The following is a 19,347-nucleotide window of genomic DNA, read 5'->3' on the forward strand; positions in this document are numbered from 1 at the left end:
AATAAAAAGCCGCTCAAGATCTTTATTGAGCGGCTTTTTTATTTTTAGTGTCCGAAAATATCCTTCAGACTTACTTCAGTAAATGTTCCCATTTTACTTACGGCTTCCATATTCAGGTTTTCCTTTTTACCGATAATGGCGGTGTTAAAATCTACAGATTGAATTTCCGACTGATAAAACTGTCTGATGTCTTCAAACTTCAATGCCTGGATCTGTTCAAAGATGTCTTTTCTGAAATCATGATAAATCCCCAGTTTCTTTAACCTTAAAGTATTGAAGAATATATTGTTTCTGGTTATTCTGGTAGATGCAATCTGTTTTAAAGCCGCATTTTTAGCATTTTCAAACTGGATGGTAACCTCAGGAAGTTCACTCATCAGCTCATTCATGGTATCAACTGCAATCATCAGCTTGTCCGGCTGTGTCCCAATATAGGTGGTAATATAGTCAGGATGATTCAGTTCAGCATTGGCTGCATAAGAAACATAAGCGGAATAGGCTAAACTTTTGCTCTCACGGATCTCCTGGAAAACAATAGAAGACAATCCTCTTCCAAAATACTCATTAAAAACATTCACCTTTCCAAAATAAGCCGGATTAACCATATTTCCCCTACCAATTTTGCTCATTTCCATCTGAACCATGTCATAATTAATAAAGTATACATTTCCGCCGGTAGCAGGTTCAGGATATTGTTTCGGTTTTGAAATCTGAAGACTCTCAATCTCAATGTATTCACCAATATATCCTTTAAAGGCTTCAAAATCTTTTCCATAAAAGAAAATCTGGTAAGGATATTTGAATAGGTTCTTCATTCGGTCTGTAAATACTTCCGGCTTGCTGTTTTCAAGCTCTTCCTTAGAGATAATATCTGTAAAACGTGAAGCACTTCCCAATTTAGTATAATTAGTAAGTGCCGTCATAATACGGTTTTTATCCTTTTTAACAGCCTGACGGTTTTCCAGCACAGTGCCTACAAATTGGTTGTAGATATCCTGATCGGGCTGTACACGATACATCCATTGCTGAAGAAGGGCAATTCCCTTTTCAATATTTTCTTCCAGTCCGCTCAGGGAAATTAATAACTGATTATTGGTTGTTTTAAAATCATTGCTGACCCCAATTTTGAAAAATTCCTTTTTCAGATCTTCAGGAGAAAGTTCATCTGTCCCTAAATACTGAAGTAATTGAGTGGAAATTCCCAATTCACGGTCATTATCACTTCCAAATGGAAAAATAAAATGAACCTGGGCAATATCGTTGTACTTATTCTTTACAAAACTCAATTTTTTCCCTTTAATGGAATCAGTTGCAATTTCCTTTTGATAATCGATGAATTCAGGTTTAATGTCTTCAGTTGTATCAGATAATATCTCCTTTAAAAACTCAGATTGTGCATCACGGTTAATCTTAACAGGAGTAATTCCTGGATTATCCACTCTCAATAGCTTATCATTAACTCCTTTTTCTTTATTAATAACAACATAATTGTGCTTAAAGAAATCATTGGCAAAACTGATAACGTCTTCTTTGGTGAAACTTGCGTATTCATCCATTTCATTCAGCTCCTGTTCCCAGCTTCTTCCTTTTATATAAATGTCGTATAAGGTAGTGGCCAGGCCTTCTGCTGTTTCAAGACCTTTCATTCTTTGAAGCTTGAAATCATTAATAATAGCAGGAAGCATCCAATCGGGGAAATCACCCTTCTTGATAAGTTCAATTTCCTCCAGAACCATATTTGTGGCCTCTTGCAGGGTTTGAGTCTCTTTCGGAACCGCAACAATAGAAAAGTAGCCATACTGTTTTAATCCTACGGAGAAAGCCTGTGCCCAAAGCATTTTCTGAGTCTGATTGATATGAAGATCCAATAAACCAGCCTCACCTCTGTTGCTTAGAATATTCGCAACGATATCAGCAAGCATTGCTTCCCTTGTTCCATAGCTATCCGTTCTCCAGGCCAGCTGAACGCGTGGAGTAGTAGGACTTTTTACGGTTCTCTCCACAACTTCCGTAATGGGCTGCTCAATAATAGGAGTCTTTTTGGGAAGCTCTCTATAAGGAAGCGTTCCAAAATACTGATCTACCAGCTGAATCGTTTCTTCAAAATCAAAATCCCCAACCAATACTATAGCATAATTATTCGGAACATAATATTCATCAAAATACTTATGAATGGCCTTCATAGAAGGATTCTTCAAATGTTCAGGTCTGCCCAGTGTAGTTTGCTGGCCGTTAGGATGCGTTGGAAAAAGAGCAGCCATCAGTTCATAATTCACCAGCCTCGAATCATTATCCTGAGCCCTGTTGAATTCCTCATATACAGACTCCAGTTCTGTATGGAAAAGACGCAGAACAATTTCCGAAAACCTTTCCTTTTCTATTTTTAGCCATTTTTCCAGTTCATTATTCGGAATATTGTTTTTATAAACCGTTTCATCAAACCATGTATGGGCATTGGTTCCCGTAGCACCTAGTGAGGAAATAGCTTTGTCATATTCATTGGCAATAGCATACTGGCTCGCTTCCTGAGAAACTTTGTCTATCTTTTTATAGAGGTCTTTTTTCTTTTCAGGATCCTGTTCAGCTTTATGTTCTTCATAAAGGGTAGAAATCTGGTCCAGAAGTTCCTTTTCTTTTTCCCAGTTCTGAGTTCCTATCTTAGAAGTTCCTTTAAACATCATGTGTTCAAGATAATGAGCCAGTCCTGTATTATCCGCAGGATCATTATTACTTCCCGTTCTTACCGGAATAAAAGTTTGCACTCTTGGTGCATCAAAGTTTTGGGCAAGGAAAACCTTCAGTCCGTTCTTCAGGGTGTAGCTTCTTACTTTATTTTTATCATGGGTTACCGTAGTATATTCGTAGTGGTTTGTATCTGTATGAACCGTTCCTTTATATTTTCTATCTGTCATATATGAATTCATTTCATCCTTATTATAGTAAGAATATACTACAAATGTAAGCAATCGAAAAAACATAGATTCCGCTTTTATGACTATTACATCTATTAGTATAGTTGAACAGATAAATCAGGCAGAAGAAGATCCACTGATTAAAGATGTGTGAGAAAGCATCATATCACTCAATTATTTTTATCAGGAGCTTCATCCCGCTATCCACTCATACTCCTCGCGCTTTTACAGTCCCGCGAACAAAGCCACTGCCCTTCCAACTCTTGCTGCGGGGTAACCGCTTCTATCGGGGCTAGGGTAGGGGACATATATTAAAATGATGAGTAATAGGTAATAGGTAATAGGTAATAGGTAATAGGGTGGCATTAATTAATAGTCTTAACCATTATCTATAAGGAAAGGCATCCATCATTCCCATCCTTTGGAGGGGCGTCAAAAATTCTTTGAATTTTTGACGGGGGGGGTATCCAATTATTCCCAGTCCTCTGTGCCAATCTGTGCCATCTGTGGGAAAATTAAAAAAACACTTACCTATAAACATTTTATAACTCCCCTTCCATGCTATAATCTCCCATAATAAACATTGTATAGACTATTGATATTATATAGTCCCTTTATTTCTCATTCTGCTCTGCACCATCCTTGTCATCCTGTAAGGATCTCAACAATGCTTAGCAGCAATGTATTATTAAAAAAGCCTTTCATCATTATTTATAAGCCACTAGAAGTACATCAGTAGGAGTGGGCTATAATCCTGAGCTTAGTCGAAGGGAGCCCGCTCAAACAAATTAAGCCCCTTCCACTGGCTTTAGCCAAAACATACTTTAAAGACAATTTTGAAATTTACCTCATGTATTATATATAATGTATACCTTACAGTACCCATTCCTTTTATACGTTTACTTTCTCACAAAACACCCCTATTTCCCCCTTTCCTTATATTCTTTATTCCTCCATGCCAATCTCTCAAACAAATGTTTAAAATTTTTCACTCATGCTATCAGAGTATTAGATTAAAATATGACGTGAATATGAAATTAAAGTTAATAAAGTTTGTTTTGCGTGTTAATAAGTTGTTATCTTTGCCCCACTGAAAAACGAAAGAGATTCGGTAAGCGCAGAAGAGCTTTTAGATAAGCATTAAACATTTATTCTACTTAATGAAATGAACGGAAAAAGCTTTTAAATTTTAGTAAATAAAATTTGCGAGTTAAAATAAAGTTCCTATCTTTGCAGTCCCAATTAAGGGAGCGCAGGAGTAGAGAGATTGAGAGTTTAGGAAGAATTAAGGTTACTTAAAAAACTTTAAAATTTCTTTCAAAAACATTTGGTCAAATGAAAATAAATTTTTACTTTTGCACTCGCAAATATGGAGTACCACTGACAGAGAAGAGTGCTTCATTAAAAAGCGAAAGATATAAAGATCATTGACATACAATATAACAACCAAGTAAGGAAAAACTAAAGCGTTAAAACTTTGAGTGAGTCAGACAAACATACAATGGAGAGTTTGATCCTGGCTCAGGATGAACGCTAGCGGGAGGCCTAACACATGCAAGCCGAGCGGTAGAGTCTCTTCGGAGACTTGAGAGCGGCGCACGGGTGCGGAACACGTGTGCAACCTGCCTTTATCTGGGGGATAGCCTTTCGAAAGGGAGATTAATACCCCATAATATATCAGATGGCATCATTTGATATTGAAAACTCCGGTGGATAGAGATGGGCACGCGCAAGATTAGATAGTTGGTGAGGTAACGGCTCACCAAGTCTGCGATCTTTAGGGGGCCTGAGAGGGTGATCCCCCACACTGGTACTGAGACACGGACCAGACTCCTACGGGAGGCAGCAGTGAGGAATATTGGACAATGGGTGAGAGCCTGATCCAGCCATCCCGCGTGAAGGACGACGGCCCTATGGGTTGTAAACTTCTTTTGTATAGGGATAAACCTAGATACGTGTATCTAGCTGAAGGTACTATACGAATAAGCACCGGCTAACTCCGTGCCAGCAGCCGCGGTAATACGGAGGGTGCAAGCGTTATCCGGATTTATTGGGTTTAAAGGGTCCGTAGGCGGATCTGTAAGTCAGTGGTGAAATCTCACAGCTTAACTGTGAAACTGCCATTGATACTGCAGGTCTTGAGTGTTGTTGAAGTAGCTGGAATAAGTAGTGTAGCGGTGAAATGCATAGATATTACTTAGAACACCAATTGCGAAGGCAGGTTACTAAGCAACAACTGACGCTGATGGACGAAAGCGTGGGGAGCGAACAGGATTAGATACCCTGGTAGTCCACGCCGTAAACGATGCTAACTCGTTTTTGGTTTTCGGAATCAGAGACTAAGCGAAAGTGATAAGTTAGCCACCTGGGGAATACGTTCGCAAGAATGAAACTCAAAGGAATTGACGGGGGCCCGCACAAGCGGTGGATTATGTGGTTTAATTCGATGATACGCGAGGAACCTTACCAAGGCTTAAATGGGAAATGACAGGTTTAGAAATAGACTTTTCTTCGGACATTTTTCAAGGTGCTGCATGGTTGTCGTCAGCTCGTGCCGTGAGGTGTTAGGTTAAGTCCTGCAACGAGCGCAACCCCTGTCACTAGTTGCCATCATTAAGTTGGGGACTCTAGTGAGACTGCCTACGCAAGTAGAGAGGAAGGTGGGGATGACGTCAAATCATCACGGCCCTTACGCCTTGGGCCACACACGTAATACAATGGCCGGTACAGAGGGCAGCTACACAGCGATGTGATGCAAATCTCGAAAGCCGGTCTCAGTTCGGATTGGAGTCTGCAACTCGACTCTATGAAGCTGGAATCGCTAGTAATCGCGCATCAGCCAATGGCGCGGTGAATACGTTCCCGGGCCTTGTACACACCGCCCGTCAAGCCATGGAAGTCTGGGGTACCTGAAGTCGGTGACCGTAACAGGAGCTGCCTAGGGTAAAACAGGTAACTAGGGCTAAGTCGTAACAAGGTAGCCGTACCGGAAGGTGCGGCTGGAACATCTCATTTTAGAGCGTCTTTTGACGATAAAAAAAACAGTACGCAAGTACAAAATACTTACTTAAAGTATAGCTTTAGTTTTTTGTTTGGTTGCTTATATTAAAAATACAACACCCACTAGAAATTAGTAAAGGGATAGAGAGATTTTAGATTATAAATTATAGATTTTAGATTTAAATAATCATTTAAAATTTTCAATTTAAAATTTAAAATTAATAATGAAGTCTCGTAGCTCAGCTGGTTAGAGCGCTACACTGATAATGTAGAGGTCGGCAGTTCGAGCCTGCCCGAGACTACTAATTATAGGGAATTATAGATTATGAATTATAGATTTTAGATTAAAAATAATTTAAAATTTATAATCTAAAATTTAAAATTTCTACTAGAGGGGGAATTAGCTCAGCTGGCTAGAGCGCCTGCCTTGCACGCAGGAGGTCAAGGGTTCGACTCCCTTATTCTCCACAGTTTTGGAAGACTGATTTAAAAGTTACGGATAGGAGCCAAAAACAACATCTGTTCATCAGTTGGACAAGAAGACATTAAGATCATTGACATTAACGGTAAAGACATCACAAAGAGATAACCGAGCACTTTCGAGTGCCGAGTTTATAAAAATATCGATAGACGAGAGTTTATCAAAAAAATACTGAACTAATATAATTATTAGGAAAGAAATCGTTAAGGGCGTATGGCGGATGCCTAGGCTTTCAGAGGCGACGAAGGACGTGGTAAGCTGCGAAAAGCTGCGGGGATTGGCACACACGAATTGATCCGCAGATGTCCGAATGGGGCAACCCGGCTGGTTGAAGACCAGTCACCTCTTAGGAGGAGCAAACCCGGAGAACTGAAACATCTAAGTACCCGGAGGAAAAGAAATCGAAGAGATTCCGTAAGTAGTGGCGAGCGAAAGCGGATTAGCCCAAAAGTCTTTATATATTTAGAAGAACGTTCTGGAAAGAACGGCCGTAGACGGTGATAGCCCGGTATTCGAAAGGTATATTAAGATGATAAATGAGTAGGGCGGGACACGTGAAATCCTGTCTGAATATGGGGGGACCATCCTCCAAGGCTAAATACTCCTGAAAGACCGATAGTGAACAAGTACTGTGAAGGAAAGGTGAAAAGCACTTCGAATAGAAGGGTGAAATAGAACCTGAAACCGTACGCCTACAAGCGGTCGGAGCCCACATGTTGGGTGACGGCGTGCCTTTTGCATAATGAGCCTACGAGTTAATTTTACTAGCGAGGTTAAGGTATTAAGTACCGGAGCCGGAGCGAAAGCGAGTCTGAATAGGGCGTATAGTTAGTAGGATTAGACGCGAAACCTTGTGATCTACCCATGGGCAGGTTGAAGCTCTGGTAACACAGAGTGGAGGACCGAACCGGTTGACGTTGAAAAGTCTTCGGATGACCTGTGGGTAGGGGTGAAAGGCCAATCAAACTGGGAGATAGCTCGTACTCTCCGAAATGCATTTAGGTGCAGCGTCGTATATAAGTTTATTAGAGGTAGAGCTACTGATTGGATGCGGGGGTTTCATCGCCTACCAATTCCTGACAAACTCCGAATGCTAATAAATGTTCTACGGCAGTGAGGGCATGGGTGCTAAGGTCCATGTCCGAGAGGGAAAGAACCCAGACCAACAGCTAAGGTCCCAAAATATATGTTAAGTTGAAGCAACGCGGTTGGACTGCATTGACAGCTAGGATGTTGGCTTGGAAGCAGCCATTCATTTAAAGAGTGCGTAACAGCTCACTAGTCGAGCGGTCCGGCATGGATAATAATCGGGCATAAACATATTACCGAAGCTATGGATTTGTACTTTATGTACATCTGGTAGGAGAGCATTCTATTTGCGCCGAAGCAGTACTGTGAGGTATTGTGGAGCGGATAGAAAAGAAAATGTAGGCATAAGTAACGATAAAGCGGGCGAGAAACCCGCTCACCGAAAGACTAAGGTTTCCTCAGCCATGCTAATCAGCTGAGGGTTAGTCGGGACCTAACGCGAACCCGAAAGGGGTAGTGGATGGACAATGGGTTAATATTCCCATACTTGCTCACACTAAAAAGGGGACGGAGTGCCGTACTTACTGGAGACTGACGGAATAGTCAAGGCCTAGCCTTCGGGCGAAGCTGCTGTAGGGAAAGTGCTTCCAAGAAAAGCCGAAGTGAAGCAACCCGTACCAAAACCGACACAGGTAGTCGAGGAGAGAATCCTAAGGTGCTAGAGTGAATCATGGTTAAGGAACTAGGCAAAATAGTCTCGTAACTTCGGGAGAAGAGACGCCATCAGCAATGGTGGCCGCAGTAAAGAGGCCCAGGCGACTGTTTATCAAAAACACAGGACTCTGCAAAATCGAAAGATGCAGTATAGGGTCTGACACCTGCCCGGTGCTGGAAGGTTAAGGAAGGTGCTTAGGGTTAAACCGAAGGCATTAACTGAAGCCCCAGTAAACGGCGGCCGTAACTATAACGGTCCTAAGGTAGCGAAAATTCCTTGTCGGGTAAGTTCCGACCTGCACGAATGGTGTAACGATCTGGGCACTGTCTCAACCATGAGCTCTGTGAAATTGTAGTCTCGGTGAAGATGCCGAGTACCCGCAATGGGACGAAAAGACCCTGTGAACCTTTACTATAACTTCGTATTGACTTTGAGTAAGTAATGTGTAGGATAGGTGGGAGGCTTTGAAGCTTGCACGCTAGTGTAGGTGGAGCCAACGTTGAAATACCACCCTTTACTTACTTGGAGCCTAACTTCTTTTAGAAGGACATTGCGTGGTGGGTAGTTTGACTGGGGTGGTCGCCTCCAAAAGAGTAACGGAGGCTTTCAAAGGTACCCTCAGCACGCTTGGTAACCGTGCGTAGAGTGTAATGGCATAAGGGTGCTTGACTGTGAGACCAACAAGTCGATCAGGTGCGAAAGCAGGACATAGTGATCCGGTGGTTCCGTATGGAAGGGCCATCGCTCATAGGATAAAAGGTACTCCGGGGATAACAGGCTAGTCTCCCCCAAGAGCTCACATCGACGGGGAGGTTCGGCACCTCGATGTCGGCTCGTCACATCCTGGGGCTGGAGAAGGTCCCAAGGGTTGGGCTGTTCGCCCATTAAAGTGGCACGCGAGCTGGGTTCAGAACGTCGTGAGACAGTTCGGTCTCTATCTATTGCGGGCGTTAGATGTTTGAGAGGGCTTGATTCTAGTACGAGAGGACCGAATTGAACAAACCTCTGGTGTATCAGTTGTACCGCCAGGTGCACTGCTGAGTAGCTACGTTTGGAAGAGATAAGCACTGAAAGCATATAAGTGCGAAACTCGCCTCAAGATGAGACATCTTTTAAGGGTCGTGGGAGATGACCACGTTGATAGGCTATAGGTGTAAAGACAGTAATGTCATAGCCGAGTAGTACTAATTACCCGTAGATTTATAGCCTAATATGGCGCACGGAAGTGCAGCAAGGTTAGCTCTTTGTGAAAGTTTTTATCGCTTAAAACAGATGTCAGCTGTAAGACATTAGATAACAGACGAATACGTCTGAACTCTGATATCTATAGACTGATATCTTATATACAACCTTTAGGGTGGTTTTAGCGGTGGGGCTCACCTGTTCCCATTCCGAACACAGAAGTTAAGCCCACCAGCGCCGATGGTACTGCTAACGCGGGAGAGTAGGCCGCCGCCAGTTTTTATTTTATTTTTAAAAATCCTTTATCGAAAGATAAAGGATTTTTTTTGCGTTATACCCAACGAATAAAGCAGACCTAATCCACAACTCAAGGATACTCAATCCAACGACAACCCTAACCACTTATTCTTAAGTTTTGGCTAAAGTCACTGGATTATTCTTTTTTATTTGAACGGGCTCCCTTCGACTAAGCTCAGGACTACTGCCCGTCCCTATTGAATATTAGCTATATCAATACCTTTGTTTTTATCATGGATATTCCTTGGTATCATTACTATTCTTTTTCCCATAGTCTATTGTCATTGACTACATCTCATCTTGGATTTCTGGAAGGATCCTTAGCAATTATAAGGCTATGAAGTAAGCTATATCCATAATCAGTAGAATAAGATTACGAACCCCCATTGTCTAGATTCCTATGGGACGACAAAGTGTTAGGATTACTGGCACATTAAAGGATCATACAATGATCTTCATGGTAAATTACTTATTGCTCATAATAATAGGTCCTTCACTAAATTAATAAACAAATACCCATCATTCATACTCATTCTAGCCCCGATAGTAACGGTTACCCCGCAACAAAGAGTTGGAGAGTTTGGGGGGAGCGCTGGGGTGTAATGGCGTGAGGAGTATGAGTGGATAGCAGGATACAGCTCCTGAAAAGAAATGAATATGCGAAATTAATTTCCGTGATAAAGGGCTTTTCCTCAAATAAAATCAATAAGTTTGTATCAGTTTTCCAAAAAGAATTATAATGTCAGGAAACATTCTGATTATCGATGATGAGATCAAGCTCCTTAAGTTATTAGGAATGATCCTTTCCCAAGAGAATTTTAACGTAAAAGAAGCTTCAACAGCCCGTTCTGCTATGACGATGCTGGAGCAATACGACTTTGATGTTGTGCTAAGCGATGTGAGGCTTCCTGATGCGTTTGGAGTAGATCTTATAAAGTCTATTAAGACCAAGTATCCACATTTGGAAATTATTCTGATGACTGCATTCGGAAATATTACCGATGCTGTACAGGCTATGAAAAATGGGGCTTATGATTATTTGGTAAAAGGAGATGATAATGAGAAGATTATTCCTTTGGTTTATAAAGCTTTGGAGAAGGTAAAAGATAACAGAACAAGAACGATGCAGCCAGCTGGAGCCATAAAAGGTTTCGGGCAGATTATCGGTACTTCCCCATTAATATTGTATGCAAAGAAAATGGCTGAAAAAGTGGCATTAACTGATGCTGCAGTACTTTTAACGGGTGAAACAGGAACCGGAAAAGAGGTTTTTGCGAATGCTATTCATGAAGGTAGTGAAAGGAAGAAAAATACTTTTGTAGCGATTAACTGTTCTGCTTTTAGCAAAGAAATTCTGGAAAGTGAACTCTTCGGCCATAAACAAGGTGCTTTTACAGGGGCAATAAAAGATAAGAAAGGATTGATTGAAGAGGCCAATGGTGGAACTCTATTTCTGGATGAGATTGGTGAAATGCCCATAGAGCTGCAGGCAAAACTTCTTAGGGTTCTGGAAACCGGAGAATTTATCAAAATGGGGGAAACCAAGGTTTCAAAATCTGATTTCAGGTTGATTGCAGCTACCAATAGACATCTGGAAGAGGAAATAAGACAGGGAAATTTTAGAGAGGATCTGTATTTCAGACTGAATGTTTTTGAAATTACACTTCCGGCTCTAAGGGAGAGAAAAGAGGACCTAAAAATGCTGGCGAAGAATTTTGTCGATTTATTCTCAAATAAACTGCATCTGCCATCTATTCAGGTTTTACCGGAATATTATAAAGCGCTTGAAAAAAATGACTGGAAAGGGAATATCCGAGAGCTGAGAAATGCTGTAGAACGCAGTTTGATCCTGATGAATGATAATATTCTGGATGCTGAAAGCCTTCCTCATTACTCAGAAAAACCTGCGATAGAAAGTGATTCTCTAAGTATGAGATCACTGGAAAAAATTCATATCCAAAAAGTATTGCAATATACAAAAGGTAATAAGGCAGAAGCGGCCAGACTCCTTGAAATAGGAATTGCTACACTATATCGCAAACTCGATGAATACGGACTAAAATAAGTCTTTTATCATTTTAATAAAGAGCCTATCATTTTGATAGGCTTTTCTGTTTTTATATAGGTTTTGCAGTGTTGTTAATGTGTTGTAAATCAGCGTGTTGTTTTGTTTGTTTCAGGGTTGGACCTTCTTTTGGCATATAGTGATAGAATAAAATATTTAAAAATGACAATTTCAAGAAAAACGTTTAAAAAACGGGAGCATGCAACTTTTAGTTTGCTGATTGTATCGTACGTATTGTTTACTCTTTTAACCCTAATTACAAAGATATGATGCTGATAAGTTTAATTCTGCTCTTTGCAGTATTGTTCTGGCTTTTATATAAATCAGTTGAATTTTTTGATAGAATATAAAATTATGTGGAGTTTATTTTTCCTTTCAATTCTTGCCTTTGTGTATATCTGTTATGTTTTAATGAAACCTGAAAAATTTTAAAAGACGATGAATACAGAAATTTTAGGCATCATAGCCATGTTTGCTATTACATTAGTTATCGGAATATTTTTAGGTAAATACATTGCTAATGTTTATGGATACAAGAAAACCTTTTTAGATCCGGTTTTTCAGCCGATTGAAAAGTTAATTTATAAAATATCGGGAATTAATCCCAATCGCCAGATGAACTGGAAGCAGAATATGTATGCGATGCTGGCGATTAATCTGGTTTGGTTTATAATAGGGTTTATCCTCTTGCTTACTCAAGCCTGGTTACCTTTAAATCCGGACGGGAACCCGAATATGTCACCTGATCTGGCTTTTAATACAACCATCTCATTTTTAGTGAACTGTAATTTACAGCACTACTCGGGAGAAACAGGAGTGAGTTATCTGAGCCAGCTTTATCTGATGTTTTTACAGTTTGTAACGGCTGCAACGGGAATGGCTGCTATGGCTGTTCTTTTTAAAGCGTTTAAAGAAAAAACAGCTACGGAGCTTGGTAATTTCTATGATTATTTCACCAAGTCAATGATTAGAATTTTACTTCCGATCAGTGTAGTGGTGGCTTTAATTCTTTCTATTAACGGAAGTCCGATGACTTTCGAAGGAAAAGATCATATTACAACCCTTGAAGGGCAAAAAATAGACGTTTCCAGAGGCCCTGTAGCTGCTTTTGTTGCTATTAAACATTTGGGAACCAATGGTGGTGGTTTCTTCGGAGCCAATTCAGCTCACCCTCTTGAAAACCCTAATTATATAACAAATATGACGGAAATGGTCACTCAGATGATTATTCCTTTTGCATTGGTTTTTGCGTTAGGTTTTTATTTAAAGAAAAGAAAATTATCATGGGTAATATTTACCGTGATGACGATCGGTTTCTTAGCGCTTACTGTCCCTAATATTGTTAATGAAACAGGAGGAAATCCTTTGATTACAAAAATGGGAACAGACAGCAGCATTGGAGCGATGGAAGGGAAAGAAATCCGTTTCGGAAGTGCTGCATCAGCCTACTGGAGCATTGCCACTACGGTGATTTCTACAGGTTCTGTAAATTCTATGCATGACAGTACGATGCCTCTTTCAGGGATGAATGAACTTCTTGCGATGATGATCAACTGTTTCTACGGTGGCTGTGGAGTAGGGATTCTGAACTACTTTATATTTATCATTCTTGCTGTATTTATCAGTGGATTGATGGTAGGAAGAACCCCTGAATTCATGGGGAAAAAGATCGAAGCCAAGGAAATGAAAATTGCGATGATCGTTGCTTTGTTCCATCCATTCTTAATTCTTGTGGGAACAGCCTTAACAGCTTATATGCCGGAATTTGGAGCTAAAACATTAAACAACCCTGGATTCCATGGTTTCAGTGAAATGTTGTATGAATTTACTTCTTCCTCAGCCAATAACGGATCAGGATTCGAAGGATTGGGAGATAACACACCTTGGTGGAATATTTCAACAGGAATTGTGCTGCTTTTATCAAGATTTATCCCAATTATAGGACCAGTAGCCATTGCAGGATTACTGGCTCAGAAAAAATTTATTCCGGAAAGTTCAGGAACATTGAAGACAGATACAGCAACATTTGGTTTTATGACCCTGGCAGTTATTCTGCTTATTGCAGCCTTATCATTCTTCCCTGCGTTAACCCTTGGTCCTATTGCAGAACAGATACAGTATTTCTCTAAATAAATTGTGAACATTAAAAATTAAAATCAATAGTCAACCATTAAGGAAGCTGAATTGTTTGGGGAACTAATCTAAAACTTACCGAAACGTTCACTACATAATATTATCCAATCCTATACCCTGTAATTTGGTTTCTCTTAATGGTTATTATTGATTTATAATGATATAAACTCTTTCAAAAAAATGAAAAATAAATCACAAACATTGTTTCAAAGAGATTTGGTAAATGAAGCGATTAAACAGTCCTTCGTGAAACTGAATCCGAAAATTATGTTTAAAAATCCAGTGATGTTTCTGGTGGAGATCGGAACAGTGGTCATGTTTATAGTAAGCATGTTCAGCTTAACTGGTGATAAAACCCAAGGAAGTTTCTCATATAATTTCTTGGTATTCATTATCTTATTTTTTACCGTCTTATTTGCCAATTTTGCCGAAGCCATCGCTGAAGCCAGAGGAAAGGCACAGGCTGATACGCTTAGAAAAACCCGTGAGGAAACTCCTGCCAAACTGGTGATTGATAACAAACCCGGATTTCAGGTAGAAACAGCTTTAAAAATGTCTGCAGAAATGAAGCTTGGAGATATTTTTCTTTGTGAAGCCGGAGATCAGATTCCGATGGATGGAGAAATTATTGAAGGGTTGGCAACCATTGATGAATCTGCCATTACAGGAGAAAGTGCACCGGTTATCCGCGAAGCGGGGGGAGATAAGAGTTCAGTAACAGGAGGAACAAAAGTACTTTCAGACAGAATTAAGGTAAAAGTAACGACGAAGCCGGGAGAGTCCTTTTTGGACAAAATGATTGCTCTTGTAGAAGGCGCGTCAAGACAGAAAACACCTAACGAAATCGCATTAACCATATTATTAGCAGGGTTTACCCTTACTTTTATTATTGTAACCCTAACCTTAAAACCTTTTGCTGACTATGCGCAGACTCCGATTACCATTGCGGCATTCATCTCTCTTTTCGTTTGTCTTATTCCGACAACCATTGGAGGCTTGCTTTCTGCCATTGGAATTGCGGGAATGGACCGCGCACTGAGAGCCAACGTTATCACAAAAAGTGGAAAAGCAGTAGAAACGGCAGGCGATATAGATGTTTTGCTACTGGATAAAACCGGAACAATCACTATCGGGAACCGTAAGGCAACACAATTTCATCCTGCAAACGGAATTAAGCTTGAAGACTTTATCAAAGCTTCTGCTCTGAGCTCGGTAGCAGATGAAACACCGGAGGGAAAATCTATTATAGAATTGAGCCAGCTGAAATCGGAAGATCTGTTGGTTCCCAATCCAACATACATCGACTTTACTGCTGAGACCAGAACTTCAGGGATCGATTTTGAAGAGACCAGAATCCGAAAAGGAGCTTACGACACTATAAAAAAACTGACTGAAAAAGCCGGGAATCTTTTCCCGCAGGAAACACAGGATGCTGTTACCAAAATTTCTGAAAACGGAGGAACACCTTTGGTAGTGTCCGTTAATGAAAAAGTATGGGGAGTTATTGAACTTCAGGATATTATTAAAACGGGTATCCAGGAGCGTTTCCAGAGACTGAGAAAAATGGGCGTGAAAACGGTAATGGTAACCGGAGACAACCCTTTAACCGCAAAATTTATTGCGGAAAAAGCTGGAGTAGATGATTTTATTGCTGAAGCCAAACCGGAAGATAAAATGAACTATATCAAGAAGGAACAGCAGGAAGGAAAACTGGTAGCGATGATGGGAGACGGAACGAATGATGCTCCGGCATTAGCTCAGGCTGATGTGGGGGTTGCAATGAACAGCGGAACTCAGGCTGCGAAGGAAGCTGGTAATATGGTAGACCTTGATAATGACCCTACCAAACTAATTGAGATCGTAGAGATTGGAAAACAGTTACTGATGACCCGTGGAACCTTGACGACTTTCAGTATTGCCAATGACGTTGCAAAGTATTTTGCCATTATTCCGGCATTGTTTATCACTTTTATTCCGTCATTGCAAAAATTGAATATCATGAATCTTCACAGCCCAGAAACAGCTATTTTATCAGCGGTTATTTTCAATGCGGTGATTATTCCTTTTCTGATTCCATTAGCGTTAAAAGGAGTGGCGTATAAGCCAATTGGTGCCAGCGCATTATTAAGAAGAAATCTTTTGATCTATGGTTTGGGAGGCGTTATTGTTCCTTTCATCGGAATCAAAATTATTGATATATTGATTAGTTTATTCTATTAAAATTAAAAAAATGAAAAATCATATCGTTTCAGCATTCAGACTAACTTTGGTAATGCTGGCAGTTGTAGGGATTTATCTGATTGTTGTATATGCCGGATCAAAAGTATTACCTACTCAGGGAAATGCAGAGATCATTAATTATAAAGGACAAAAATTCTATGCTAATATCGGACAGGAATTTAAATCTGAAAAATACTTTCATAGCCGCCCATCTACTGTAAACTATAATGCAGCGGGAAGTGGGGGAAGCAATAAAGGTCCAAGCAATGAAGAATACCTGGAAACTGTACAAAAAAGAATAGATACCCTAAAATTACAGAACCCTGAAATGGGAAGTGTTAAAGTACCAGTAGAGCTTGTTACGGCAAGTGGAAGCGGATTAGATCCTGATATTTCAGAAGAGGGGGCTTTATATCAGGTAAAAAGAATTTCCAAAATGAGAAATCTTCCTGTAGAGAAGATTAATACCTTAATTAAAGATCAGACTCAGAAACCATTTTTAGGACTTTTCGGACCTTCAAGAATCAATGTTTTAAAGCTTAATATTGCTTTAGATCAACTTAAATAATTAAAATAACTGTACAGCAGAATTTATAAATATTGTTAGATAAACTGAACCATTAAGAATATTGAAAGAATTAAGTATAAGTAAGAAAATCTAAAATTTTTAAAGTATTACCACTTATCATTCGCTTATAATCCTTTTCTTAACAGCTTAATTCTTTCTTAGTGGTTATAATAAATATCAGATGAATATATTTCTGTACTGTACTCAGACAATTCGAAATTAACGTGAAAAAAATTACTATTATAGGAATGCTATTGGGAGTGTTTTTCTCAAAAGCGCAATCATCAGACTCATTAAAAACAGAGCCTAAAGTTACATTTTCGGCTTATGCGGAACTTTTTTATACTTACGATTTTAATGAGCCTGGAAATCATCTCCGTCAGAATTTTTTATACACTTACAACAGACATAATGAGGTTAATCTCAATCTGGGGCTTATAAAAGCCAATTATCAGAGTGATAATATCAGAGCCAACCTTGCATTAATGGGCGGAACCTATGCACAGGACAATATGGCTGCAGAACAGGAGGCTTTACGATATATCAACGAAGCAAATGTAGGAATCAAAATATCTAAAAATAAAAACTTATGGGTTGATGCCGGGATCATGCCTTCCCATATTGGTTGGGAAAGTGCGATAGGAAAAGATAATATTAACCTGACAAGAAGTTTTGCTGCAGAAAATTCACCTTATTTTGAAACCGGTGCTAAAGTTTCCTATACTTCAGATAGTGGAAAATGGTTTGTAAGCGGATTGATTCTGAATGGCTGGCAGCGTATTGCAAAAGTGAAAGGAAATCAGAGTATTTCTTTTGGACATCAGGTGACGTATAAACCAAACGATAAAGTAACTTTGAACAGCAGTTCATTTATAGGAAATGATAAAGCCAAGGATGATAAAAGGATGCGTTATTTTCATGATTTGTATGGAAGTTTCCAGTTAACAGATAAGTTTTCGGCTTTATTAGGATTTGATATCGGAGCAGAGCAGAAGACCAAAGGAAGTGAGCAGTATAATATCTGGTACAGCCCGAATATACAGGCGAAATATCAGGTTGACAATAAATGGGCACTGGCTGGAAGACTGGAATATTACAATGATAAAAATGGAGTGATTATCAGTACAGGAACTCCTAACGGATTTCAAACCTTTGGATATTCACTGAATGTAGATTATGCTGTATTTAAAAATGTTGTTTTTCGTACCGAAGCAAGAGGATTCACTTCTAAGGATGCTGTTTTTGCGAAAAATGATGATTTCAGAAAAGGAAATTTCTTCGTTACAACAAGTTTAGCAGTTTGGTTTTAAAGAAAAACAGACCAGAAATTAGAATTCAATAACTACAAAAGTCACAAAAGGATTTATTGTAAACACTTTAGAACACTTAAGTAAGATAATAATGTTACTGATAAAAGTACACATAAGATGAAGATCGAAGATTTTCAATAACTTAAGTGATCTTATAAAGCAGTTAGTAGTAACTTATAATAACTTAAGTGTTTTTTAATAATATGATATAATCTTGAACCTTTGGATTGAAAGTGAAAACCTTTCCTACAAAAGTGCTAATCGAAGGTGAACAGAATGTTTAAAAAAATAAAACTAAAAAGAATAAAATCAATGTCATCAGCAAAACATTTTTTGGAACTCATCCAAAAGTCCCGGAAAGGGAAATTCAAAATCTATATCGGGATGAGTGCAGGTGTTGGGAAGACCTTCCGAATGCTGCAGGAAGCTCATTCCCTTTTACGAAACGGCATTGATGTAAAGATTGGTTATATAGAAACCCATGATCGTGAAGAAACGGTAGCTCTGGCAGAAGGAATTCCGGAAATTGGAAGAAAATCAGTCTTTTATAAAGGTAAAAACCTGGAGGAAATGGACCTCCAGGCTATTATCAATGAACATCCGGAAGTGGTGCTTGTAGATGAACTGGCCCATACCAATGTGGAAGGATCCAAAAATAAAAAGAGATGGCAGGATGTGCTGGAGATTCTGGATAACGGAATCAATGTTATCAGTGCCATGAATATTCAGCATATTGAAAGCCTTAATGAAGAAGTAAAGAAAATAACAGGAGTTGAAGTTGCAGAGCGGGTTCCAGATAAAATCTTAGCGCTTGCTGATGAAGTAGTGAATATTGACCTTACTGCCGATGAGCTGCTCACCCGGCTCAAAGAAGGAAAAATCTATAAGAAAGATAAAATTCAGACGGCACTTAGCAACTTTTTCCAGAGTGGTCATATTCTACAGCTTCGTGAACTTGCGTTAAAAGAAGTGGCAACGCACGTAGAAAGAAAGGTGGAAACTGAAATTAAAACGGAAAATTTCAAACCCATCAAATTCTTGGCCTGCATCAGCAGCAATGAGAAGATTGCGAAGACCATCATCAGGAAGACTGCCAGGCTGGCGAGTTATTACAACAGTCCGTGGACGGTTCTCTATATTCAAAAACCTTCTGAAACCCCTGAAAAAATAGCACTGGACAAGCAGCGGTATTTGATTAATAATTTTAATTTAGCACAGGAATTGGGAGCCAAGGTTGTCAGAATCAAGGAAAATAGTGTTCATAACGGAATCCTTGAATATGTGATTGCCCATAACATCACCACAGTCTGCATCGGAAAACCTCATGCAAAGCTTTGGCAGCGTCTGTCCGGCTACAGTTGGATTTATACTTTGATGAACGGGCTGAATGAAAGACAGGTAGATATTATTATTTTATCTTAAGAGTAATGAAATC

7 protein-coding genes, 2 tRNA genes and 3 rRNA genes are annotated in these 19,347 nt (G+C 39.5%); 11 read left to right on the forward strand and 1 reads right to left on the reverse strand.

What is annotated here, in order from left to right; genetic code table 11:
- Positions 1 to 44: 44 nt before the first annotated feature.
- Positions 45 to 2,912 (reverse strand): M16 family metallopeptidase, encoded by a 2,868-nt coding sequence (locus CHSO_RS06715; protein ID WP_045502058.1) that lies wholly within the window; start codon positions 2,910 to 2,912, stop codon positions 45 to 47.
- 1,498 nt (positions 2,913 to 4,410) lie between these two features.
- Here CHSO_RS06715 and CHSO_RS06720 point away from each other — a divergent pair.
- The 11 genes from CHSO_RS06720 (at position 4,411) to CHSO_RS06770 (ending at position 19,334) form a co-directional block, all read left to right on the forward strand.
- Positions 4,411 to 5,927, forward strand: a 16S ribosomal RNA gene (locus CHSO_RS06720).
- A gap of 213 nt (positions 5,928 to 6,140) precedes the next feature.
- Positions 6,141 to 6,214, forward strand: a tRNA-Ile gene (locus CHSO_RS06725).
- A gap of 92 nt (positions 6,215 to 6,306) precedes the next feature.
- Positions 6,307 to 6,380: transfer RNA gene (locus CHSO_RS06730), tRNA-Ala, on the forward strand.
- Positions 6,381 to 6,586: 206 nt separating this feature from the next.
- Positions 6,587 to 9,345 (forward strand): 23S ribosomal RNA (locus CHSO_RS06735).
- Positions 9,346 to 9,490: 145 nt separating this feature from the next.
- A 5S ribosomal RNA gene (gene rrf / locus CHSO_RS06740) occupies positions 9,491 to 9,598 on the forward strand.
- The 16S, 23S and 5S rRNA genes sit together here with 2 tRNA genes alongside, the layout of an rRNA operon.
- A gap of 757 nt (positions 9,599 to 10,355) precedes the next feature.
- Entirely contained in the window at positions 10,356 to 11,681 is a 1,326-nt protein-coding gene (locus CHSO_RS06745; RefSeq protein ID WP_045493951.1) for a sigma-54-dependent transcriptional regulator, read from the forward strand.
- Positions 11,682 to 12,119: 438 nt separating this feature from the next.
- Positions 12,120 to 13,814, forward strand: coding sequence for a potassium-transporting ATPase subunit KdpA (kdpA, locus tag CHSO_RS06750; RefSeq protein ID WP_045493954.1), 1,695 nt, complete (start codon positions 12,120 to 12,122; stop codon positions 13,812 to 13,814).
- Positions 13,815 to 13,994: 180 nt separating this feature from the next.
- Positions 13,995 to 16,034 (forward strand): potassium-transporting ATPase subunit KdpB, encoded by a 2,040-nt coding sequence (gene kdpB / locus CHSO_RS06755; RefSeq protein ID WP_045493956.1) that lies wholly within the window; start codon positions 13,995 to 13,997, stop codon positions 16,032 to 16,034.
- A gap of 10 nt (positions 16,035 to 16,044) precedes the next feature.
- Entirely contained in the window at positions 16,045 to 16,602 is a 558-nt protein-coding gene (kdpC, locus tag CHSO_RS06760; protein ID WP_045493959.1) for a K(+)-transporting ATPase subunit C, read from the forward strand.
- 248 nt (positions 16,603 to 16,850) lie between these two features.
- Positions 16,851 to 17,912, forward strand: coding sequence for a porin (locus CHSO_RS06765; protein ID WP_144429044.1), 1,062 nt, complete (start codon positions 16,851 to 16,853; stop codon positions 17,910 to 17,912).
- Between the two features lie 312 nt (positions 17,913 to 18,224).
- Positions 18,225 to 19,334 (forward strand): histidine kinase, encoded by a 1,110-nt coding sequence (locus tag CHSO_RS06770; protein WP_045493962.1) that lies wholly within the window; start codon positions 18,225 to 18,227, stop codon positions 19,332 to 19,334.
- The last annotated feature ends 13 nt before the right edge of the window (positions 19,335 to 19,347 follow it).

Source organism: Chryseobacterium sp. StRB126 (assembly GCF_000829375.1).
Lineage (GTDB): Bacteria > Bacteroidota > Bacteroidia > Flavobacteriales > Weeksellaceae > Chryseobacterium.

Excerpts from the sequence above, each read along its gene's own strand:
- kdpA (WP_045493954.1), top strand. The coding sequence starts at position 12,120 with ATGAATACAGAAATTTTAGGCATCATAGCCATGTTTGCTATTACATTA.
- CHSO_RS06770 (WP_045493962.1), top strand. The coding sequence starts at position 18,225 with ATGTCATCAGCAAAACATTTTTTGGAACTCATCCAAAAGTCCCGGAAA.
- kdpC (WP_045493959.1), top strand. The coding sequence starts at position 16,045 with ATGAAAAATCATATCGTTTCAGCATTCAGACTAACTTTGGTAATGCTG.
- CHSO_RS06715 (WP_045502058.1), bottom strand. The coding sequence starts at position 2,912 with ATGACAGATAGAAAATATAAAGGAACGGTTCATACAGATACAAACCAC.
- CHSO_RS06745 (WP_045493951.1), top strand. The coding sequence starts at position 10,356 with ATGTCAGGAAACATTCTGATTATCGATGATGAGATCAAGCTCCTTAAG.
- kdpB (WP_045493956.1), top strand. The coding sequence starts at position 13,995 with ATGAAAAATAAATCACAAACATTGTTTCAAAGAGATTTGGTAAATGAA.
- CHSO_RS06765 (WP_144429044.1), top strand. The coding sequence starts at position 16,851 with ATGCTATTGGGAGTGTTTTTCTCAAAAGCGCAATCATCAGACTCATTA.